The following is a 21,916-nucleotide window of genomic DNA, read 5'->3' as shown; positions in this document are numbered from 1 at the left end:
CACAGCCGGATCGATAATGCATCTGCTATCGACCAAGGCCTTCTCCTCTCACGGGTCACGAGAAACCGCGATGCACGACGACCACGACAAGATCACGCTACTGGCCATTCCGCCATCGCAGGGACACATATGGTCGGGAAAGTTATTCGTCGGCACGGAAGAAATCGGCGAAGTCTTCGGCCAGGCATTGAGCGACCTCGAAGACGCCGCCAACGAACTCGGCTTCCCGCTGGACCAGATCCGCTGCGCGACTGGCTGAAGCGGGAACCACCGCGCATCGCTCACGTCTGAGACGGGAAATACGGCTGCATGACTTCGGCGTTTGTCGCCGTATTTTCATCGGATATGCACGTAACTGTCATATCGTGGTCAGCCGGTCAGACGCAACGTACAAACCCATCGACTCCGCGCGTGCAGGAACGCGCGGAATCGCCCGCGTCCGGCCGCCGCATTTCCTTTTACCGATTTACATTCGACTTTGAAAAGGAGCGGTCAATGTTTCAGTATCCCGGTTATTTCGCGTATCAGGTTCCGTCGCTGGCGCGCGCCAATTTGCAGGCATTCCTCAACATGACGGGGCGCTTCGCAAGCGGCATGCAGGCGCTCGGTGAACTGAACGTGCAGACGGTTCGCACGGTCATCGACGAAAGCAATGCGCTTCTGCGCGCAGGCGATGAAGCCGGCGCCGGCGACGTCCTCGGATGGCAATCGGTCATGCTGGCGCAGTTCCCTCAGAAGGCCGCATCGTATGGCCAGCATGTGCTGTCGATCATCACATCGACGCAGGACGACATCCTGAGCGAAGTGCGCAATCAGTACGAGCGCAATGGCATCAAGTTCGGCGACATGGCGAACGCCGCCGCCGATGACGCGCAGACGGCGGCGCAATCGTCCGGCGAGCTCATCACGAATCTGGCCGATGCGACGAATGACGCCGCGCGCGAAACGGGCGGCGCCGTGCTGGATGCGAGCGGCGAAGTCGCGAAGACCTCGCGCGCCACGGCGAAGCGTTCGGTTTGATCGAACGGGCGCATTGGACTACGTCTTCGATTACTCGGTGATGCGCTTGAAACTCGAGTAGTAATCGTCGGTGTAGTAACAGTCGCGGGTCTGCTTGCGCGGCCCGCCACATACGATCCGGCGCTGCCCGCGATCCGCCGAACCCGGCGTGCGAACCGTGTATGCACGGTAATAGCCGCGCGGATGTTCCGGCAGCAAGGTCGCGCTGTTGCGGAACAGGACGCCGTCCTCGCTGAAAGGGAACGGGCCGCCCGCTTTGATCAGACGGAGCGTTTCGGCGGCTTCCGCGGGCAACTGCGCGCGGGCGATGGCAGCGAGCGCGCCGTGCGGCTGCGTGCCCGATGCCGCTGCCGCGCCGCTCGCGGCCGACGCGGGCTGACTCGCCGCCTGACTCGCGGATGCACCCGCTTCCGATGCGGCTTTTTGCGATCCGTCCTTGTTGCAACCGCCGACGACCGCGCTCAACGCGACGATGCAGGAGAAACACCAGGCTCGCTTCACGGGACGGTTGTCTCCGGTTGACCAGCATTCGACGGATCACGAACGAATCAAGGTTATCGTTTATGACTGAGCGAAGCAACGACCGGGCGGAAATAACGGGAGCTTCATCCGGCCGCCCGCGCGGATAGCCTAAGCGCGTGCCTTGCACTCAGCGCCAGCAATACGCACGACAGCGCATTGAAGAGAAACAGTCCGCTCGGCCCGATGAGCGTCATCAACGCGGATGCCAGCGTCGGTCCCGTCATGCCGCCGAGAGAAAAGAGCACGAGCAGCATCGCCGACACTGCAACGCGCAGATGCGACTCCGTGCGGTCCTGCACATGCGACACGATCAGCCCGTATTGCGTGAACGTCACGGCGACATAAGCCAGCGTCGCGCACCATGTGACGATGCGAAAATCCAGGCAGAACAGCACGAGGCTCAACACCGCCGATGTCAACGAGGTCCATAGAACCAGACGCCGCCGGTCGATGCGATCAGACAGCCGTCCCATCGGGAACTGCGGCAGCAACGCGCCGATCAGCGCAACGCCCATGAACGTCGCGAGTTCCTCCGTCGTGAAGCCCGAGCGTTGCAGATAGACGGGCATCAGCGCATAGAAGTTGCTGTAGATGAAGCCGGTCAGTATGCAGCCCGGCACGCCGAGCGGCGCCACGGCCATCATTTCGCGAAGGCTCTCTCCCCAGCTTCGCGCGGGCACGCGATCGAGATTCGCATCGTTCACTTTCACCGGCCAGCCTTCCATCAACGTGACCGGCAACACCGCCGCCGCAAAGAGCGCCGCGCTGATCGAGAACTGCTGCGCGCCGGACCCCGCGCCCACATTCAGCAGGAACTGGCCGCTGCCCACTGCCAGATAGTTGATCGCCGCGTACAGACCGAATACCTGGCCGCGCTTCTCGTTGTCGACGGTGCCGTTGAGCCAGCTTTCGACGGACGTGTACAAGCCCATGAACGCGACGCCCGTGAGAAGGCGCACGCCGCCCAGCACCCAGGGCGACTGCGCCGCGCCGAAAGCGAGCGCGAGAATCGACGCCGCCGCCGAGAACGCGACGAACGTCCGATGCTGACCGATGCGATCGATCAGCCGCCGATTGACGACCGCGCCCAATATGAATCCGGCGTAATAGCTCGACTGGATCAGCCCCGTGACGAACGTCGAATAGCCCGACTGAAGGATGCGCAAGGGAATCAGCGTCTGAAACAGGCCGTTCCCCGCGACGAGCAGCGCGAGGCCGAACAGCAGACCGGCCAATGCGCGCATCGTGCCGGGCTTGCCGGCGGGCGCGTGCTGACCGGGATTGGCCGCCGCGGAATCCGGCCACGGCGGCGTCTTGCGCCCGAGGAGCGCCGCTTCGTTCAGCGGGCCGGTGCGGCCGACCGCCGATTCGTCGTGCTCCTCGCTCGCGGCGCGTTCGTGCATCGCATTTTCGCGGATTTCGTTCTCATGCTCGAGATCTGACATGACACCCCTGGATTCGCCTAAGCGACTCCATGATGACAGAAGCCGACGGCTCCTATCCGCCAGCGGTGCGGTCATCGGTCGATGCGGAACACGAAATAGTTGGTAAGAGCCGCGCTGCTTCCACGTCTTTTCCGCGCAATGGATGCGACTGGCCGTTGCTACGATCGGCTCCGGCCTCGTGCCTCGTATGCCGCACGTCGAAGACGTCTCTCCCGCCTACCGCAAACCGAATCGCTACATCATGCGCAAACTCATTACTTCCCTCATCGCGTTGCTGCTCGCCTTCATGCTCGGCGGATGCGCCACCACCGTAGGAAACATCGCTTTGGGAATGGGTCTGGGCGCGGCGGGCACGCTCGGCGGAATTTACTGCGCGCTGGCCTGCTGACGCGCTCGGGGCGACGCGTTCCTCCACGTCGCCCTTCACCGGATCAAGCCGAAACTAGAAAGCGATACGCACTTGCCGCTGCGCGCAGTCGCTCTTGCATGGCGTCGAAAGCGCGGGATTGTGCGTGATGTTCGCGTTCATCAACGGAGCGGCAGCAGCGGTCTCGTAGTGTGCGGATGACGCCGCGCGAAGCCGTTCGACGTTCACCTGTCCGACGACGGCGCTCTTCTTTTCGACATCGGCCGATGTCTTCGATTCAGCGCCGGCCTGTTCATCCTTCCCGCCGCCCAGCCCTTTCATCCGAAGCACGGCCGCTTCCGCCGACGGCGCAAGCCGCTGTTCGGCGATGCCGTACTTGATGTGCTCGGCAGTCTGCTTCTTTCCGTGCGCGACGTCCGCTTGCAGCTCGGAGATGCGGCGCGTGTACCAGTCGGTCACGCACGCCTTGTCCTTGCAGTTGCGCTGACGCCATTGCCATTGCGCCACGCGATCCGCATCGAGCGCGGTCGCGTCGGTCGTCGCGTCGTGCGCCTCGCGGAAAACGGCGGCCAGCTTATCGTCGAGCGATGAAAGTTCCGGGTCCGCACAGACGAGCCGCTCCGACGCGGACGCGTCATGCGGACAGCGAAAGCTCGCGGCATGCGATGCAGTCATCGCGCCGAGCGACGTCAACATCACGCACGCAACGAGACGCGCGCAGCGCCGCAAGTCGATGGATGGGCTGTGCAGCTTCTTTCGTGTATTCATGTTTGGTTCGTTCTCGGAGATGTGTTCGTTCATTGGGCGTCGGCGGATTGAGTCGCCGTATCGAACGATATGGCATGCCTCGACAGATCGAATGCCCGATGAATGCACACTTCGCGTCAAACCTTACCGGGTGTTACTTTCTATTCGCTGCGGTAAGGGCGCGGCGCGCTGGCGATATCCGAGAACGGCTTGCGCTACGAACGCTTTTCGTCGACCGCAAGCCGATACTGCTCCATCTTGCGATACAGCGTGCTGCGCGACACGCCTAGGGCGCGCGCCGCCTGCGCCATGTTGCCCTGCGCATGCCGCAACGCACGCGCGATCGCGAAGCGCTCGGTTTCCTCGAGGCTGCCCGCGCCGGGCGTCGCGTTCGACATGACCGTGTCACGCACGGTCGGCGATTCATCGAGCACTTCCGGCGGCAGCTCGACCAGCGCGACGCGCTCGTCATTCGATGTCAGCAACAGGTTCTCGACCACGTTGCGCAACTCGCGCACGTTGCCCGGCCACGAATAGGCGCGCAGCACTTCCATCACGATGTCGGGAAACTGCCGCGCCGGCACGCCGTGACGCAGCGCGAGCGAGCGGTTGAAGTGATCGATCAGCAGATCGACGTCGCCATCGCGCTCGCGCAGGCCCGGAATGCGAATCCGCGTGACGCCGACGCGATAGTAAAGGTCCGCCCTGAATCGCCCGCACTCGACTTCCTCGCGCAAATTGCGATTCGTCATGGCGAGCAGGCGCACATCCACGCGACGCGCCTGCGTATCGCCGAGCCGATAGATCACCCCTTCTTCGAGCACGCGCAACAGCACCGGCTGCAGTTCCAGCGGCAATTCGCCGATCTCGTCGAGGCACAGCGTTCCGCCATGCGCGAGTTCGAATCGTCCGGGACGTCCTTCCGCCGTCGCGCCCGTATAAGCGCCGCGCACGTGGCCGAAGAGTTCCGCGCCGATCAGTTCCTTCGACGCCGCCCCGCAGTTGTAGGCGACGAACGGGCCTTCGTCGGATTCCTCGCCGTGGATCGCGCGCGCGAACAGCTCCTTGCCGACGCCCGTTTCGCCTTCGATCAGCACCGGCACGCGCCGTCGCGCAAGCTGCCGTCCGCGTTCGATCGCGCGCTGCATCGCCGCGCTCTGGCAGATGATCTGCTCAAAGCGGTTGCGTTGCGGGTCGGCTTCGCCGCGCGGCTGCACTTGCGGCCCGACGCGGCGCGCGCCGCCCGCAAGACGCGACGCATTCGAGAGGCCGGAAGGCTGCGGCACGATCAGCATCGCGCCGATCGCTTCGCCGTCCGCGACGACCGGATTGAACCACTCGGGCCGCAGTCCTTGCGGCAGATGATTGGCCCAGTCCTCGACGGGAAAATGCTCACCCATGCCGGGAAAGCGCTCGCCCGGATTGACCGGCAACGCGATGCGCGCCGTCGTGTGCACGAGCCGTCCGTGCCGGTCGATGGCGATGAGCCCGGCGGCATCCGTCGAGGAAAGCCGCTGCAAGCAGAACGCCAGCAGACGCATGTGCTCGCGCGCCACCTGCTCCGCGAGCACCATTTCGATCTGGCGCGCGGCGGTGACGGCGAGCGTCAGATTGTTGATCTGATACGTCGATGGCGGCCCCGATATGTCCAGCACGCCGAGCACCGCGCCGGTCCCCGGTTCGCAGATCGGCGCGGCGGCGCAGCTCCATGCCTTGATGCCTTCGCAGAAGTGCTCGGAGCCGTGCACGTAAGTCGGCTGACGCGTGGCGAGCGCCGTGCCGATTCCGTTGGTCCCGGCCGATGCCTCGCGCCAGTCGCCGCCCGTCATCAGATGGATCTTTTCGCCGGCGTCGAGCGTGCGCAGATCGCCGGCCGCCTTGAGAATCACGCCGTCGGCGTTGGTCAAGAGAAGGATCGAATACGAATCCGCGAAGAGATCGGCGGTGGCCGTGAAAAGCCGGTCGGACGCCGCGAGCAGTTCGCGATGCCGCCAGCGCAGCGTGTTGATCGCATCGCCATGCACGGCGAACGGCGCTGCCCCCGACGTCGGATTCACGCCCGATTGCAGACTTCGTTTCCATGATGCGATGAGTTCGGTCGGCGCGGCCGTGCTGATCTCGCCTGCGAGAAAACGCTCCCAGGCGAGCATGGTGTCGGTGTCGGAGTGATCGGCGGCGCTTGCGTCGGGCCGCGTCCACCCGGCGACGAAGGGGTCGCTCGCGCGACCGCCGCCAGCCGGCATACCGATGAGGCGCCTCGTCATGTGTCTCCTCCGTGCGAGGTGGAGCGCGGCCCGCTCTTGCGGCGGGCGTCGGCGCGACTCGCGGGGGCTGCTGCATCGGGATTCGCCGGCTTGGCCCGGCGATTGCGCAGCACAGTCCGCTGAGTATAGACCTCGTGCGTCTCTCGTCCTCTCGGGGAAAACGCCCCCGTTGGCGGCGCGCGCTGTGTCGCAGCGCAGCAGCGCGCGCTACTTGCGGCCGAGCAGCTCCGCGCCCGCGCCGAGCGCCGGGCCCGCCGTCGGATCGGTGATGTCGGGCTTCTTCGCGATGAGCGTCTGCGTCGTCAGGATCAGCGCGGCGACGGAGGCCGCGTTGCGCACGGCGCTGTAACTCACCTTCACGGGATCGATGATCCCGCGCGCGGCCAGATCGGCGATCTCGCCGGTGCGCGCGTCCAGTCCGGTCGCGCGATCCGCCTTCGCCACCTGCGCGACGATCGACGCGCCGTCCAGTCCGCAATTCGACGCGATCGTGAACAACGGCTTCGCGAGCGCGCGCTTGAGCAGCATCGCGCCGAGTTGCGCGGCGCCGTGGCTTCGCGCGATCAATCCGTCGAGTTGCGCCGATGCCCGCAGCAGCGCCGTGCCGCCGCCCGGCACCACGCCTTCGGCAATCGCCGCGCGCGCCGCGTTGATGGAATCCTCGATCAGATGAAGCCGGCGCTTCTGCTCGACGGGCGTCGCTCCGCCCGCGAGGATCATCGCGGTGCCGCCCGAGAGCTTCGCGAGGCGCACTTCGAACTTGTCGCGCTCGACGTTCTCCGGCGCCATGTCATATTGCCGCGCGACCTGCTGGCGTCGCGCCGATACGGCGGCGGGATCGCCCGCGCCCGCCGTGATGATCGTCTGATTCGACGACACGCGCACCTGGCGCGCGCTGCCGAAGTCGCGCATGTCGATGGCGTCGAGCCGGCCGCCGAGATCGCGCGCGATGACGCGCCCGCCGGTGACGATCGCGATGTCTTCGAGCATCGCGCGCCGCCAGTGGCCGTATTCGGGCGGATGAATCGCCGCGACGCCGAAGCCTCCGTTGTCGCGATTGGCGAGCAGCGTGACGACGCACGCGGGCGCGACTTCCTCCGCGATGATGAAGAGCGCGCGCTTGTGCTCGTTCGCGAGCGCGAGAATCGCGGCGACGTCGTTCTGGCTTTGCAGGCGCTGATCCGTCATGAGAATGAGCGGATTGTCGAGCACGACCTGCATGCGTTCGATATCCGTCACCATGTGATGCGAAAGATAGCCGCGGTCGAACGCCATGCCTTCCACCACTTCGAGCCGCGTCTCGACGGTCGAGCCGTATTCGACATCGACGATGCCGTCAGCGCCCACGCGCTCCAGCGCCTCGGCGACGAGACCGCCGGTGAATTCGTCGTTGGCGGCCACCACGGCGACCGCGCGCACTTCTTCCGGTCCGGAAAGCGGCGTCGCGGAACGCTTGAGCGCGTCGATCGTTTCGTTCACCGCGGCTTCGAGGCCCTGCACGAGTTCGACCGGATTCGCGCCGTCCGCGAGACATTCGAGGCCCTGCTGCACGAGCGCATCGGCGAGCACGGTGGCGGTCGTCGTGCCGTCGCCGGCGACGTCGTTCGTCTGCTTCGACACTTCCCGCACGACCTGCGCGCCGATGTTCTCGAACGGATCTTCCAGCTCGATCTCGCTCGCGATGCTCACGCCGTCGCGCGAGATGATCGGCGAGCCGATCGGCCGGTCGATGATCGCGTTCATGCCCTTCGGCCCGAGCGTTCCGCGTACCGCCCGCGCGAGCTTGCCCACGCCCCGGCCGAGCGCCGCGCGCGCTTCTTCGTCATGCAACATGATGTTCGGCATCGTGTGCTCCTGTCTCCTGTCTTTCGATTTATGTCCGTATCGTCGATGCATCGCGCGTTCGCGGATAGAAGCGAACCGGCTTCTCTTCGACATCGTCGTAACGCGCCGCAAGAAGACCGCGGCATAGCGCGCTGTTGAACTCGGCGTTGACGCCCACGCGCCGCAACTCGCGCAGATACGCGCCGAGCGTCGCAGGATCGAGCGGCGCGCCGTGTATGTCGATGAACGCGGGCTGCGCTTCGTCCATCGCGCCGCCGCATACGTGACGCCGTTCCATGTAACGCGAGATCAGATGCGCGCGTTCCGGCTCGTCGGCAAGCGATGCAAGCTCGCCGATGGTGAGCCGCACGAGCGCCTCCGCTTCGCGCCCGCTCGCCAGCAGATGCGCGAGCAACGCCGCCTGCCTGCGCTGAAACGCCTTGACGAGAAATGTCTGCCGCACCGCGTCGAGATCGTCGTTCGCGGCATCGCCGAATGCCTGCCGGAACGACAGGTTCTGCGCCATGCCGCGATTGATCTCGTTGGCGTACATGTGCTCGTCGAGCGTAATGCCGATGCCCGTCACCCACGGCAGATCCGCGATCGCCGCGCGCATGTCCGCCGCCATGAGATACGCGAAATTGGCGGCGCACCAGTACGTCGGAAGCCGGAAGGCGACGCTCACGCCGCCATCGGCATCGACATCGACGGACGTGACGAAGCCGAGCTCCGTCACCGACTCGTCGAGTTCCGGATCGATGACGGATGCGAGCCGCTCCCACACTTGCGCCGCCGGTTCGCTCACCGCGCTCGCGGCGCTCATGCGTGCGCGACCGCGCTTTGCGGCGTCTGTTCGAGCAGCTTCTTCTGCGCCTCGATATCGATGCCGTACAGACGCGCCGCATTCAGCCCGAGGATTTTCTTCTTCGCCTCCAGCGACAGCTTCGCGCCCGTTTCCTTCGCGACCGATTCGGGCAACTCGAACGCCATGAACTTGTCGATGAGCCACTTCGGCGACCAGATCGCGTAATCGCTGCCGTAGAGAATGCGGTCCTCGCCGATCCAGAACAGCAGCTCCGAAATCACATGCGCGAAGTATTCCGGCCGCGTGTGGATGAACGGCAGCACGACCGCGAGGCCGCCATACACGTTCGTCTCCTGCGTGGCGATCCAGCAGAAGTCATCGAGACGCGGCAAGCCGCAATGCTCGACGATGAAGTTCAGGTTCTGGAAGCTCGTCGCCACGTCGTCGATATCGGCGACATCGAACGCATCGCGATTGAGCGGCAGGATCGTCGGTCCTTTATGAACGTGAATGTTCCTGATGCCGAGCTCCTCGCAGCGTTCGAGAAACCGGTACGCGCCCGGATCGGAGAGCTTGTAGCCCTTGCTGTCGCCGCGCCATTCGGCCGTGTAGAGCTTCACGCCCTGAATCTTGTACAACTGCGCCAGCTCCTCGAGACGTTCGAGCCCCGCTTCGCCGTCACGCGGATCGAACGCGCCGTTCACGATGAACCGATGCGGATACTTCTTCTTCACCACATAGTTCGCTTCGGTGGTATTGAAGCCGTTCTTGTAGAAGTCGGTCAGATAGGTCGGCTGGCAGATCGCCATGTCGTCGTAACCGGTGACGAAAAGGTCTTCATACATGACCGCTTCGCCGTACTGGTCGAACTTTTCCTTCGGCCACAGGTATTCCTGCGGGCTCAGGTTCTTGTGATACGCATAGAAGCAGTCGATGAACTGCTGGCCATGCACGTTCTTCACGTTCGCCTTGCTGCCGTCCCAAAGATGAACGTGCCCGTCGATGATGAAAATGTCCTCGCCGTCCTGGGTTCTGAACATGTTGCTGTCTCCGTGGGGTTGTCGCTCGCGGGCGCACCCGCGAACGTTTTCATTCGTAGGCCATTGCGTCTTCCATGTTGCCGAACAGCACGACGGTATCGTCGTCGATCATCACCATCCGTCCGTAATGCGTCGATGTCGATATCTCGAACAGATGTGGCGTCATCTCGCGGCCCAGCACGTCGCTGATTTCGCCCATCTTGAACTCGATCTTTCCCTGCCCGTCGATGCGGATCATCGCGGGCAGATACGTCACGGTGATGCCCGGCTTCGTCGCCATCAGTTCCGCAATCGCGCGCGCCTCGACGCTGTCGTTCATCGTGACGCCGCATTGATGCGAGATGGTCTGATCGAAGCGAAGATCCTTGATCGGCTTGAAGATGTTGTCGGTATGCACTGACATGAGCGGCTCCTGTTCGCGGTGGATTCAGGCTTGAATGGAGAGCGAAAACGGAATGCCGACTTCCTTCGCGATCAGTTGCGCGCGCTCGACCGAACTGCTCAGGGCGTCGGTGTATTGCGCGGCTTTCGCGTGCGGAATGGACCAGATCGGCTGAAGATGCTTCGCGGCATCGGCGGCGAGCGCGCCATGCTTGTCGAGCCATGCGCCGAAGAGCGCGCGGTTCGCATCGCCATGCGCGGGATCGTTGGCGAGCATGTGGAACAGCTCGACCGCGTTGGCGAGATTGCGCTCGTAGTCGCCTTCGGCGGCGGATACCACGGTCGGCGTCACGAAGTCGTTCTGCGCGGCAGCCACTTGCATGATGAAGCCGCTGCGAAAGAGATCGCCGACGAGCGGCTCGAACACGACGTTCACCGCGAAATACTTTTCGAGGTAATCGGTCGCGCCGCCGATGGTTTCGATCGCGCGGCGCGTGCCCTGCCACATCGGATCGTTGAGCCAGTGCTCCTTGCCCGCGTCGAGATCGAAGCCCGGCACATCGAGCGCGATCTCGCCGAGATACAACGTCAAGTCCTGAGCGAAGCGCAGTTTGTACGATGCATTGGTCAGGATCGCGCTGTTGATCATCTGCGTGTAGCCGTAGCGCTGCGCGTGCATGGTCGCCGTGCCGAGCCCGAATTCCGCGTGCTTGTACGCGCCGAGATGATGTTCGAGCACCTTCACCCAGGCTTTGTCGAAGCGCTTGACCGCGCCCGAGCGCCGCGCATTGCCGATCGCGTTCGTAATCATTCCGACGATGGTCGACTGGCGCTGATAGTGCGTGCGCTCCCATTCTTCATCGACCGCGCGGAACGTGTGCCAGTCCGAGCATTGCGCGGCGGTCCACGTTTCGGAATAGGTCGGCGTGCCGTCGGCGAATTGCAGTATCCAGTCCTGAATGAGATAGCGCTTCGGGTCTGGCTGCACGTCGACGGTCATGTCTTCGTAATGGCTTGCCTTGCGTCCTTTCGGTTCGAAATAGTTGTACTTGCGGCTGTCCCAGCCCACGAACTGCGCCGCGCCCGCAGCGCCCGACTTAAGCGGCGATGACTGCTCCGTCGACGTACTCATGTCATGTCTCCTTTCCGATCAGCGAATATCAGGGCGACGGGCCGTCATCGGACCGCCTGCGTGAACTTGTCGAAATACAGCCGTTCCGGTTCTACGCCGGCCATTTGCAGCACCGGGATCACGGCGTCGATCATCGCCGTGGGACCGCACGTGTAGGCATCGATATCGCCCGCGAGCGCTTCGTCGCGCAACGTGCGGCTCACGACTTCGTGGATGAAGCCCGTCTCGCCCGTCCACTCGTCGGCGGGTTCGGCGTTCGAGAGCGCCGGTATGAAGCGGAAGTCCGGCAGCTTGTCAGCGAAGTCCGCGAACTCGTCGAGATAGAACAGATCGCGGCGCGTGCGCGCGCCGTAGAAGAAGCGCACGGGCCGCTCTTCGCCGCTCGCGACGTGGTCCTGCAAGATCGACCACAGCGGCGACATCCCCGATCCGCCGCCGACGAGAACCATCGGGCCGGGCTGATCCTCGCGTCGAAAGCAGGTGCCGTACGGACCTTTCGCGATCATCCGGTCGCCGGGCTTGAGACCTTCGTCGAGCCGCGACGAGAACGCGCCGTTCGGGTACTTCTTGATGATGAAGGAGAGGCGCCGTTCGCCATCGGGCGGATTGGCCATCGAGAAAGAGCGCGTGATGCCCGCCGATGGCAGCGTCAGATCGACGTACTGCCCCGCCCAGTAACGCAACGGACGGCTCAGTTCCACTTCGAGCAGCCTGATGTCGTGCGTGAGCGCGGCGATGCTCGTGACGGTCGCGTCGTATTCGGCGACGGGTATGGAGCGGCGCATCAGGTCTTCGTCGTAGTTGAGCAGTTCGACGGTGAGATCGCTGTAGGCCAGCGTCCTGCAAAGCAAGACGTGACCCGATTCCTTCTCGTAGTCGGGCAGTGCGAAGGTCGAATACTTCTTCATCTCGACGTCGCCTTCGACCAGCAACGACTTGCAACTGCTGCACTGCCCTTCCTTGCATCCGTGCATGACGGCGATGCCTTGACGGAACGCCGCTTCCAGCACGGTTTCGCCTTCCTCGACCGACATCTCCACACCGACCGGCTCGAAGCGGACCGTGTGCGTCACAGACTCATCGCCGCTCATACGCGCCTCCCTCGCATCGGTCAATTGCACGGATTGATCGTGAAGCCCGCGCGATACTCCGCGATGTGCTTCTCGCGCTGCTCCGGCGTCATCTCTCGTATCAACACGATCGGGCTTTGGATCGTGTGGCCACGCACATCATCGAGCGTCCACATGTCGCGGTTGTCGAAACGCAGATGCGGTTGAGGCACGAGCGTCTTGCCGTCGCTGCGCACGAAGCCGAGATCCTTGATGCAATCCGCGAGGTCCCAGCCGTGATAGACCTCTTCCCATTCGCGGCGCCCGCTGAAACGGCCCATCGCGGGCGTCGGACGGCCTTCGTATTCCGACGCGAACGCGACCTTGTGCGTCCATCGGCATAACTCCGAGCAATACGTGTAGAGCTTGCCGTCGACTTCATCGACGCAGAAGTCCTCGCGAATCAGGCACGGCACGAGGCAGCTCCAGCAGCGATGCGGATACACGTAGCCGTTCTCCTGATCGAACAGCATGTTGGTCTGGCCGGGCACGCTCTTCTTCGCGTACCACTTCCAGTACTCGCCGAACTCCGCATACCAGCCGGGATACTTGTGCTCGAACCACTCGAAGTCTTTCTCGGTCTGCGCCTCGATGCGCCAGAAGTTCACCGGCCAGCCGACGGAGAAGAACTGCGCGACCTTGTGCACGTAGTTCTTCTTGACGAGGCGATCCCACGCGGCGGCGACATCGTCGTGATGAATCTTGATGCCGTACTTTTCGAGCGGCAGCATGTAGGTGCGGTAATAGTCTTCGTAGATCCACCGATGCCACAGCTCCGCATACGACTCTTTCTTCTTGTCGCGGTCCGTCGTGCCGTATTCGATGAACGTGCCGATAGCCGCATCGACGATCGCGTGGTTCTGCCAGAACGCGTAACGCAGATCGCGTTCGAGCAGCAGATGATTGTCGGGGTCGTTGATGACCGACATCATCAGCGAATGGCCGTTGCCGATGTGACGGCTCTCATCCGATTGCACGGAAAGGAACACCGTCGGCAGTGCGTAGTCGCCGTTGCGCGCGGCTTCCGACGGCATCGCGACGAACAGCGTATTCGTGAACGCCGTTTCCGCGACCACTTGCAGGAACACGTTGGCGGCCGTCACGGCGTCGCCGGTCAGGAAGCCTTCAGCGAACTGACGTCCGATGGTCGTCGCATAGCACTTGCCGAACGCGGCTTCGGTGATGTCGAAACCCGCCGGATCGATGTAGTTCTCCATGTACCACTTCTTCAGATTCATCTGGATCGTCGAGTGGCGGAACTCGTCGACCATCTGCATCGTGAAGCCCGTGCGCAGTTCTTCGCCGGGCGCGAGACGGCCCAGCATCGCCATCGAGCGCGCGGCCGAGATTTCCGGGAACGGGATGATCGCGAGGAACAGCTTCATCCATTCGACCCAGCGCGGTTCGACATTGCGGAACATGTCGCCGCGCAGCGCGGCATCGAGCGCGCCGTAGACGCGGTTGTCCTTTTCCTCCTGCATCGGGAAATACGAGCGCAGCACCTGCTTCATCGGATCGCGCGGCGCCTTGCTGATCTTGTAGTCCGTCGGGAAGGTCATCGCTTCCTGAACGTAACTGGGTGTCCAGCCGAGATCGGCGACGCGTTTTGCCGCCTCGCCGATACTGATGCCTCGCTGGGATGTGATCTTGTTGAGCGTTAATGCTTCTGACATCGAGCTCTCCTTGTCCGGTTACAGGGCGATTGCGCCGTTTGCATCGGCACGGCAGCTTGAAGAGCGACAAGCGTGCCATCCGCGAATACGCCGTGTTTCATGGGTTTTCGATGCGCTTGTGTCGTGGAACGCGACGATCGAATTTCTTACGGTGTCCCGAATTGCGACATCACTCAATGGTCGACGATGATCTTGCTCGCGCTTGCATTCGCCGCATCCGCGACCGGCTGACCTTGTGCGATGAAACGCGCGGCGAGTATCAGCGCGCCCATCGCGAAGTCGCGGCCATGCGCGGCGATCATGTCGTCGGACAGCGCGCCGAGCCGCTCGAAAAACGCTTCCTTCGTGGATGCATCGGTCGTCATCTCCGTCTCCCTCGAGCGTCTAATGCGAACCTGAAATGCGGAATAACGCGTGCGGCAAATACACGAGCGCGATCTCGCCGGCTTCGGTGCCATAGGCGAGACGCCCGCCGTCGGGCGCCCACGCAAGCGCGGATATCGCCGCACCGCCGTTGGCCCGGACGAACAGCACGTCCGCGCCGCCGGGCTGGCACAACAGCACCGCGCCGCTTCGATAACCGACCGCGATCAGCGACAACGACGGATGACACGCGACGACACTCACCGGCGCGCTGCCCGCGACGCCGCATTCGCGCGGACGATCATCCGCATCGGGCGGATCGAAGCGCCAGCACACCGCGCGCGGTCCGCCGCTCGTGACGAGCACGCGGCCGTCCGCCGAGAACGACAGCGAGCCGGGCTGCAGCGCATAGCCGCCGAGTTCGATATCGTCGCCATCGGGAAGACGCCAGCCGTGCAGCGCGTTGCCTTCCGTGCCCGCGACGAGATACCGGCCATCGGGACTCCACATGATCGCGCGCGGCGATCCGGCGCACGCAAAGAGCCGCGACGTCGCGGCGCGCGTATCCCACAGCGTGACGCCGCCCGCGTGAGCGATGGCGAGTCGCTGCGCGGTTGGCGCAAACATCAGCGCGGTCGATGAAGCGGGCAGCGTCAACTCGCTTTCCATCGCGCCGATGAGCCGCACCAGCGCGCCGCTCGCATACGCGCGCACGCCCGAGCGCGAAACGGCGACGTGATCGATTCGTCGGCCGTGCTGCGCTATGAGCTGGCGCACATTGCCATCGATGTCCATCTGCACGAGCCTGCCGTCATCGCCCGCGCTCAGAAAGCCGCCATCGGCATCGGCGGCGAGCCCGAGGCTCGCGCCATCGTGGATCGCAAAGCGCGCGAGCGGCGGCGGCGGCGCGGTGGCCTTGATCAACTCGACGCCGCGCGTCTCGTGCGCCTTGAGTTGCGGACCGCCTTCCCATTCGCCCGACGCGAGCACGAGCGTTCCATCGCCGAGCGTGAAGCCCGCGTGAGTCCCGCCTACATTCCACGTCGCCGCCGTCACGCTCGCGTGCGCCGTCCAGCACGCGCCGAGCAGCTCGACGAGCGGCGTGGGCGCGCTTACGTTCATCGCGGATCGCGGCCATGCGCGGTGCGCGTCGCCGCCTCCGCGTTCGCGAGCGCCGCCTCCAGACGCGCGCGCTCTTCCTCCAGCGCGCTCAGCGCCCGGTCAGCTTCCCAAAGCTGATCGCGCAGCATTTCGATGCGCAACAATTGCAGCGACGTGCGTGCTTCGGGCCGGCTCGCGGCCAGCGCGCTTTCGAGTTCGATTTCGACGCCCGCGAAACGGCTCTTGCTTCGCAGATGCTCCGAATTGATCCACGTGAGCTCGATCACGAGCCGCACGCGCTCCGATATGGGCGTGGGTTGGCCCTGCGCAGTCATGGCGTTCTCCGCTGAAAGCCTGGCTTGCGGGCCTCGTCTGTCGCGAGGCCGGCCGGTCGTTACGGAATGAGGACCGCGCGTCCCTTCACCTTGCCGTGATGCAGGTCGCGCAGCGCCTGATTCGCCTCGCTCAGTCGATACTCGCGCGTCGCGAGATGGACGAGTCCGCGATCGGCCAGCGCCATCAGCTCGACGAGTTCCGGATACGTGCCGACCAGATTGCCGACGATGGTCTTTTCGCTCGTGATCATGTCGATCGTCGGAATGTCGATCTTTCCGCCGTAGCCGACGATGTAATAGAAGCCCGCGTTGCGCGTCATCGCGAGACCTTGCGCGATCGCGTTGCCTTCGCCGACGAAATCGATCACGGCTTCCGCGCCGTTGCCTTGCGTGAGTTCGAGCACGCGCTCGACGGCGTCGTCGCCGCCCTGAACCGTATGATGCGCACCGCATTCCTTCGCGAGCGCGAGGGCGGTCTCCGATCGGTCGACGACGATGATCTCCGCCGCGCACAGCGCGTTCAGCACCTGAATGCCGATGTGACCCAGACCGCCCGCGCCGATCACGACGGCGAACTGCCCCGGCAAAAGATGACGCGATGCCTTCTTCGCGGCGCGATAGGCAGTGAGGCCCGCGTCGGTGTACGGCGCGACGTCCTTCGGCGCGAGCGTGGACGGCAGGCGGATCAGCGAACGTTCGCCGGTCGCGAGATATTCGGCATAGCCGCCGTTCGCGTTGATGCCGGGAAAACGGCTTTCGGTCGCGTGCATGTCGTCGCCGCGCCGGCACGCGAGACAGTGGCCGCTCGTGACGAGCGGATGGCAGATGACCGGATCGCCCACCTTGACGCTTTCGACGCCCCGCCCGACCGCCTCGACCCAGCCGGCGTTCTCGTGGCCCATGATGTAGGGCAGCGCGATATCGACCTTGCTGCGCCAGATGCCTTCGACGATATGCAGATCGGTCCGGCACACACCCGCGCCGCCGATCCGGACGATCACATCGTCGGGCCGCGAGATTTCGGGAGTGGGGACGTCTTGATAGCGGACGAATTCGTCGCGGGACAACGTTTCGTCGTACTCATGCAGCACGGCAGCCTTCACGTGATGTCTCCTTGTTCGTTATCGTCGATGCTTCGCCTGAAGCGATGCGCCGGGATAAGAGCAAGGACCACGCCAATCGCTATGCGAGCGGGGGCATCGCGTGAGCCTGCGTGGATGGCCTTCGCGTTCTGTGATGACGGCATCGGCAGGGTTTGTCGCAAAATCGGACATCCTGCCGAGGTCCTGTCCATGCGGATGTCGCAACTTGCGACATCCGCCTGCTACGCATTGCAGCGCACAACGCCCGGCGACCCGATACATGGGTCGCCGTCTTTCGTACGGCGTTATTGGCCGGCTGCCGGCGATACGACGCTCGGCGTTGCCAAGGTGTTGTTGCTCTTCGGCGCGGGCGCGTCGGACTTCGTCGTGCTGTTCGTGCTGCTCGGCAAGCCGCTATTGGGCTTGGCGGCCATGCCGCTGCCGGAATGGGTGGTGCCCGGCGTGCCATATCCGCCCGTCGCGCCGTTCACCTGATTCGCCGGGCTGGCCGTGCTGCCCGTCGAGCCGCTCGATCCTCCCGCCGTCTGCGCATAAACGCCGCTCGACAGTGCCGCCGCGGCTACAGCCGCGATGAGTGCGCCAATTGCCTTGTTCATGATCCGTCCCTCCTTGATCGGACTGGAAATTAGGACGCAGGCGTTTCCGTCTGCTCGATCATGAGTTGCGCAATGACCGTGCCGCGCCCGGGCACACCAAATGCAGAGGTCGATGCGTTATTAAGTTATCCGATTCACTTCAATCCCCCGACGATGCGTTCCATCTCGCTTTCGCCGAACGCGCGCATCGTCGTCGATCGGACGTTGCCGAGTGCGCCGAGCGCGAGGCCGAGGCGCGTCGCGGTTTCATCGTCGGGTGCATCGAACGATGTAACGAGATCGTATGCGCCAAGCGTCCAGTGCAGTGCGCCGATGGTCGCGCCCATCGCCTTGCTCGCTTCGCGAAATGCGCGCGCGCGATCGACCGTGTCCTTCGCGGTACGCACGCCCTGATCGGTCCAATTCAGCAGCATGATGTAGGTAGCCATGGTGTCCTCATCGAATGAAAGTGAAGCGGCCGCACGTATTGACGCGCCGCGTTTTCTTTGCGTGCATAAAGAGGCAGAGAGGAAGCAGGACAAGGCGGCAATCGCGCATGAGCAACAGCGCTTCCGTTCGGGAAAGCCGCAGTATGGATATCGATTGACTGCGAAAAAAGTATAGGCGACGGCGACTGTTAACAGCGCGCTTTCACGGCGCGATCGCGGCGTCGCGAGACGAAAAAAAGCCCCGTCGGAAGATGCGAACGGGGCTCATCGCCTTCGGCTGCGAAACGCGCTTACTTGCAGTGGCGTTCCCAGTGATGATGCACTTTGACCTTGTGGCAAACCTGATGGTGATTGTGCGAAGCGGCGAAAGCCGGAGCGACGGAAAAAAATGCCGCACCAGCGGCAAACACAGCAATGACAGCCTTTTTCATGAGTTCGTTAGGTTCTGGATTGGGAAAGAGAGGAGATGCTAGCAGCGCGAGCTTACGGACACATTTACGCGGCTGGTCAGCTTTTCGGCTTCGCGTTGAGCCTTCGCCACAACGTCGTCTTGCTGATGCCGAGCGCCTTGCAGACGGCATCGCGATCGCCGCCGAACGCAGCCAGCGATGCGCGGACCTGATCGGCTTCCACCGATCGGCTGAGATCGCGCAGCGAGCGGTCCGCGTTTGCGTCGGACTTGTCCTCGAACAGCTCGGGCGCGATCGCTTCCAGTTCGTCGAGCGCGAGTGCAAGGGGCGCATCCCGATCCGATAACTCCACCGCGATACGCTCGACGATGTTCTGCAACTCGCGAACATTGCCCGGCCACGGATATCGGCACAGCGCATCTTCCAGCGGCGCGAGCACGCGCGCCGCCGCTTCGCGATCGGGCACGCGCGACGCAAGCGCCTTGTCGCGCCGCGCGGCCTGTGTCAGCAGCGCGGTCGCCAGCAGCAGGACGTCGCTGGAACGTGCGCGTAACGGCGGCAACGCGATGCTCAGAATATTGATGCGATAAAAAAGATCGGCGCGAAACGAACCATCGGCGACGCCTTGCGCGAGCGTGCGATGCGTCGCCGCGATCACGCGAATATCGACGCGCGTCGGCTCCGTCGATCCGAGCCGTATCACTTCGCGCTCCTGCAGCACGCGCAGCAGCCGGCTTTGCAGCGACGGCGGCATCTCGCCGATTTCATCGAGAAACAAGGTGCCGCGATGCGCCGCCTCGATCAGCCCCGCCTTGCCGCCCTTGCGCGCGCCGGTGAACGCGCCCTCCTCGTAACCGAAAAGCTCGCTTTCGAGCAGGGCTTCGGGAAACGCGCCGCAGTTCATCGCGACGAACGGAAAGTCCTTGCGGCGGCTCAGCCGATGCATGCTCTGCGCGACCATCTCCTTGCCCGTGCCGCTTTCGCCGAGAATCAGCACGGTGGCGTCGGATTTCGCGTAGCGGCGCACGAGCGAACGCACGCGCTCGATTGACTCCGATTCGCCGACGACATCCTCCAGCCGATAACGCGCGACGAATTCCTGCGCGCCCTGCCGCGAGCGCAGCGTCCGGTCGAGCCGCTCGACCGCGCGCGATTCCTGGAAGGTGAAGATCGTGCCGCCCGACGCGCCATCGCTTGCGAGCGGTCCGCGATGGATCGCGTAGCTCACGCCGCGCACCGCGCCGAACACGTCGCCGTCGGCGGAAGGCAGCACGCCGTCGAGTTCGGGCGCGACATCGAGCAACGCCTGTCCGACGGCGCGCGACGCATCCGCGATGCCGAGCGCGGCGGCGAGCCGCCGATTGATCGCTTCGATGCGGCCAAGCGCATCGACGGCGACGACGCCATCGCGAAGATGCTGCAACAGGTTGTCGAGCCGATTGCGCCGCGCGACTTCGCGGCGCATCGCCTGCGCGACTTCGAGCGCCGTCTCGAACGCGGCGACGACCGACGTGCGCGAATACAGAAACACCGCGCTCATGCCCGCGTCCGCCGCCAGATCCGCGACGAGGCCGGGGCCGACGACCACATCGACGCCGCGATCGCGCAGATCGAGCACGAGGTTTTCGGCGTCCTGCGCCGAGCGATAGGACGCGCAAATCACGTCGATGCCATACACGGCGAGGAAGCGGCGAATTTCCGCGGGCGTGTCGCCGTGCGTGACGAGCGCGACGCTCGCGCCCTCGCGCCGCGCCTTCGTGAGCGCATGCATCACGTCGAAGCCGGTCGGACTGATGACGACGACCGGCACCGACACGCGGCTCTTCAGATAAGCGCCGTTCGAGCCGCCCGCCACGACGACATCCGGCCGGCCGTCGCGCGCCGATTCGATGCTGTTCGCGGCATCCTCGAAGCCGAGCGCCACGACATCGAGTTCGGCGCGATCGGCGTAGGTGTCGACGAGATCGATGAACAAATCCCTTAGCCGGCTGATGCCGACCGCCCAGATGCGCGGGCGCGACGCGGTTTCCGTTTGCATGATCGTCTGCGCAAAAAATCCAGTATGCGATACGGATTTCAGTTTCGAAACAAGAAATTTCAGGCCTGAAATCAAGCGCTGGGAGCCAAAACGTCCAAACTCATAAAAATCAACGAGTTAGAAAAATATCGCCAGCTGGCAAGGTAGTTGCTTTTATATGCAGCACTTTTTCAGGAGACAAACGTGAGTTCCGAAATCCAGACCGCACAGACCGCCGGCGCGCGGTTCCGCCAGGCCGTCCGCGAGGAATCGCCGCTGCAGGTCGTCGGCGCGATCACCGCTTACGCCGCGAAGATGGCCGAAGCCGTCGGGTTCAAGGCGCTCTATCTGTCGGGCGGCGGCGTGGCCGCGAATTCGCTCGGCATGCCCGATCTCGGCATCAGCACGATGGAAGACGTGCTGATCGACGCGCGCCGCATCACCGACGCCTCGTCGCTGCCGCTGATGGTCGATATCGACACCGGCTGGGGCGGCGCATTCAACATCGCGCGCACGATCCGCTCGTTCATCAAGGCGGGCGTGGCGGCCGTGCATATCGAAGATCAGGTCGGACAGAAGCGCTGCGGGCATCGTCCGGGCAAGGAAGTCGTGCCGACCGGCGAAATGGTCGATCGCGTGAAAGCCGCCGTCGATGCGCGCACCGACGATTCGTTCGTCATCATGGCGCGCACCGATGCGGCCGCCGCCGAAGGCATCGACGCGGCGATCGAGCGCGCCGTCGCGTATGTCGAAGCGGGCGCGGACATGATCTTCCCCGAAGCGATGAAATCGCTCGATGACTATCGCCGCTTCAAGGCTGCGGTGCGCGTGCCGATCCTCGCGAATCTGACCGAGTTCGGCTCGACGCCGCTCTTCACCGTCGATGAACTGAAGGATGCGAACGTCGACATCGCGTTGTATTGTTGCGGCGCGTATCGCGCGATGAACGCAGCGGCCTTGAACTTCTACGAGACAGTGAAACGCGACGGCACGCAAAAGGCCGCCGTCGAAACGATGCAGACGCGCGCCGACCTGTACAAATACCTCGGCTATCACGCCTACGAAGACAAGCTCGACCAATTGTTCGCAGCGAAGAAATAACCCTTGTTTCAGGAGACAAATTCATGAGCGAAGCAGACAACAGCACCGCAAGCGCGGGCGCATTCAAGCCGAAGAAATCCGTCGCGCTGTCGGGCGTGACGGCGGGCAATACCGCGCTGTGCACCGTCGGCAA

General features: G+C 64.0%; 22 protein-coding genes. 4 read left to right on the top strand and 18 right to left on the bottom strand.

What is annotated here, in order from left to right; all coding sequences use genetic code 11:
* The first annotated feature begins 70 nt into the window (after nucleotides 1–70).
* Both NCS03_RS29880 and NCS03_RS29875 read left to right on the top strand, forming a co-directional pair.
* Nucleotides 71–259 carry a hypothetical protein gene (locus tag NCS03_RS29880; RefSeq protein WP_250530409.1) on the top strand — a complete coding sequence of 63 codons (189 nt, stop codon included), beginning with the start codon at nucleotides 71–73 and terminating at the stop codon, nucleotides 257–259.
* Nucleotides 260–495: 236 nt separating this feature from the next.
* Nucleotides 496–1,020 carry a phasin family protein gene (locus NCS03_RS29875; protein WP_250442174.1) on the top strand — a complete coding sequence of 175 codons (525 nt, stop codon included), beginning with the start codon at nucleotides 496–498 and terminating at the stop codon, nucleotides 1,018–1,020.
* Between the two features lie 30 nt (nucleotides 1,021–1,050).
* Here NCS03_RS29875 and NCS03_RS29870 read toward each other — a convergent pair whose 3' ends face one another.
* Both NCS03_RS29870 and NCS03_RS29865 read right to left on the bottom strand, forming a co-directional pair.
* Complete coding sequence (locus NCS03_RS29870) at nucleotides 1,051–1,521, bottom strand: ribonuclease (protein ID WP_175982202.1); 471 nt, start codon at nucleotides 1,519–1,521, stop codon at nucleotides 1,051–1,053.
* Between the two features lie 104 nt (nucleotides 1,522–1,625).
* A complete protein-coding gene (locus NCS03_RS29865; protein WP_175982203.1) occupies nucleotides 1,626–2,987 on the bottom strand; it encodes an MFS transporter in 1,362 nt (453 codons plus the stop codon).
* A gap of 142 nt (nucleotides 2,988–3,129) precedes the next feature.
* Between NCS03_RS29865 and NCS03_RS29860 the strand changes: the two genes are divergently transcribed.
* Nucleotides 3,130–3,375 (top strand): hypothetical protein, encoded by a 246-nt coding sequence (locus NCS03_RS29860; RefSeq protein ID WP_144403548.1) that lies wholly within the window; start codon nucleotides 3,130–3,132, stop codon nucleotides 3,373–3,375.
* Between the two features lie 54 nt (nucleotides 3,376–3,429).
* Here NCS03_RS29860 and NCS03_RS29855 read toward each other — a convergent pair whose 3' ends face one another.
* The 16 genes from NCS03_RS29855 to prpR all read right to left on the bottom strand — a co-directional run bounded on the left by NCS03_RS29855 (nucleotide 3,430) and on the right by prpR (nucleotide 20,703).
* The gene (locus tag NCS03_RS29855) at nucleotides 3,430–4,122 is read right to left on the bottom strand and encodes a lysozyme inhibitor LprI family protein (RefSeq protein WP_250530408.1); all 693 of its coding nucleotides are present in this window, start codon (nucleotides 4,120–4,122) and stop codon (nucleotides 3,430–3,432) included.
* A gap of 194 nt (nucleotides 4,123–4,316) precedes the next feature.
* Complete coding sequence (locus NCS03_RS29850) at nucleotides 4,317–6,365, bottom strand: sigma-54-dependent Fis family transcriptional regulator (protein WP_175982205.1); 2,049 nt, start codon at nucleotides 6,363–6,365, stop codon at nucleotides 4,317–4,319.
* A gap of 207 nt (nucleotides 6,366–6,572) precedes the next feature.
* The gene (locus tag NCS03_RS29845; RefSeq protein WP_250530407.1) at nucleotides 6,573–8,210 is read right to left on the bottom strand and encodes a molecular chaperone GroEL; all 1,638 of its coding nucleotides are present in this window, start codon (nucleotides 8,208–8,210) and stop codon (nucleotides 6,573–6,575) included.
* A 28-nt stretch (nucleotides 8,211–8,238) separates the two neighbouring features.
* Nucleotides 8,239–9,012, bottom strand: a complete 774-nt coding sequence (locus NCS03_RS29840) for a metal-sulfur cluster assembly factor (RefSeq protein WP_250530406.1) — start codon at nucleotides 9,010–9,012, stop codon at nucleotides 8,239–8,241.
* Nucleotides 9,009–10,034 carry an amidohydrolase family protein gene (locus tag NCS03_RS29835; RefSeq protein WP_250530405.1) on the bottom strand — a complete coding sequence of 342 codons (1,026 nt, stop codon included), beginning with the start codon at nucleotides 10,032–10,034 and terminating at the stop codon, nucleotides 9,009–9,011. The genes NCS03_RS29840 and NCS03_RS29835 overlap by 4 nt, the downstream gene beginning before the upstream one ends.
* Nucleotides 10,035–10,083: 49 nt before the next feature.
* Nucleotides 10,084–10,437: an MmoB/DmpM family protein gene (locus NCS03_RS29830; protein WP_008345851.1), complete on the bottom strand. Its 354-nt coding sequence runs from the start codon at nucleotides 10,435–10,437 to the stop codon at nucleotides 10,084–10,086.
* Nucleotides 10,438–10,461: 24 nt separating this feature from the next.
* Entirely contained in the window at nucleotides 10,462–11,547 is a 1,086-nt protein-coding gene (locus NCS03_RS29825; protein ID WP_250530404.1) for an aromatic/alkene monooxygenase hydroxylase subunit beta, read from the bottom strand.
* 44 nt (nucleotides 11,548–11,591) lie between these two features.
* On the bottom strand, nucleotides 11,592–12,638 hold the full coding sequence (locus NCS03_RS29820; RefSeq protein WP_175982208.1) for an NADH:ubiquinone reductase (Na(+)-transporting) subunit F: 1,047 nt from the start codon (nucleotides 12,636–12,638) through the stop codon (nucleotides 11,592–11,594).
* 20 nt (nucleotides 12,639–12,658) lie between these two features.
* Nucleotides 12,659–14,329, bottom strand: coding sequence for an aromatic/alkene/methane monooxygenase hydroxylase/oxygenase subunit alpha (locus NCS03_RS29815; RefSeq protein ID WP_008345857.1), 1,671 nt, complete (start codon nucleotides 14,327–14,329; stop codon nucleotides 12,659–12,661).
* Nucleotides 14,330–14,502: 173 nt separating this feature from the next.
* Nucleotides 14,503–14,694, bottom strand: coding sequence for a hypothetical protein (locus NCS03_RS29810; RefSeq protein WP_008345859.1), 192 nt, complete (start codon nucleotides 14,692–14,694; stop codon nucleotides 14,503–14,505).
* Nucleotides 14,695–14,713: 19 nt separating this feature from the next.
* Entirely contained in the window at nucleotides 14,714–15,814 is a 1,101-nt protein-coding gene (locus tag NCS03_RS29805) for a WD40 repeat domain-containing protein (protein WP_250530403.1), read from the bottom strand.
* Nucleotides 15,811–16,128: a hypothetical protein gene (locus tag NCS03_RS29800; RefSeq protein ID WP_008345862.1), complete on the bottom strand. Its 318-nt coding sequence runs from the start codon at nucleotides 16,126–16,128 to the stop codon at nucleotides 15,811–15,813. The genes NCS03_RS29805 and NCS03_RS29800 overlap by 4 nt, the downstream gene beginning before the upstream one ends.
* A gap of 59 nt (nucleotides 16,129–16,187) precedes the next feature.
* Nucleotides 16,188–17,231, bottom strand: a complete 1,044-nt coding sequence (locus tag NCS03_RS29795) for an NAD(P)-dependent alcohol dehydrogenase (protein WP_175982210.1) — start codon at nucleotides 17,229–17,231, stop codon at nucleotides 16,188–16,190.
* A gap of 284 nt (nucleotides 17,232–17,515) precedes the next feature.
* Entirely contained in the window at nucleotides 17,516–17,827 is a 312-nt protein-coding gene (locus tag NCS03_RS29790; protein ID WP_075583566.1) for a hypothetical protein, read from the bottom strand.
* Nucleotides 17,828–17,961: 134 nt separating this feature from the next.
* Complete coding sequence (locus NCS03_RS29785) at nucleotides 17,962–18,255, bottom strand: GYD domain-containing protein (RefSeq protein ID WP_008345865.1); 294 nt, start codon at nucleotides 18,253–18,255, stop codon at nucleotides 17,962–17,964.
* A gap of 507 nt (nucleotides 18,256–18,762) precedes the next feature.
* Nucleotides 18,763–20,703, bottom strand: a complete 1,941-nt coding sequence (prpR, locus tag NCS03_RS29780; RefSeq protein WP_250442170.1) for a propionate catabolism operon regulatory protein PrpR — start codon at nucleotides 20,701–20,703, stop codon at nucleotides 18,763–18,765.
* Nucleotides 20,704–20,886: 183 nt separating this feature from the next.
* Here prpR and prpB point away from each other — a divergent pair, with 183 nt between their 5' ends.
* Nucleotides 20,887–21,783, top strand: coding sequence for a methylisocitrate lyase (gene prpB / locus NCS03_RS29775; RefSeq protein WP_250522654.1), 897 nt, complete (start codon nucleotides 20,887–20,889; stop codon nucleotides 21,781–21,783).
* Nucleotides 21,784–21,916: the final 133 nt, after the last annotated feature.

The organism is Caballeronia sp. ATUFL_F1_KS4A (genome assembly GCF_023630905.1).
GTDB lineage: Bacteria > Pseudomonadota > Gammaproteobacteria > Burkholderiales > Burkholderiaceae > Caballeronia > Caballeronia zhejiangensis.
This window is presented reverse-complemented; position numbering and strand designations above follow the sequence as displayed.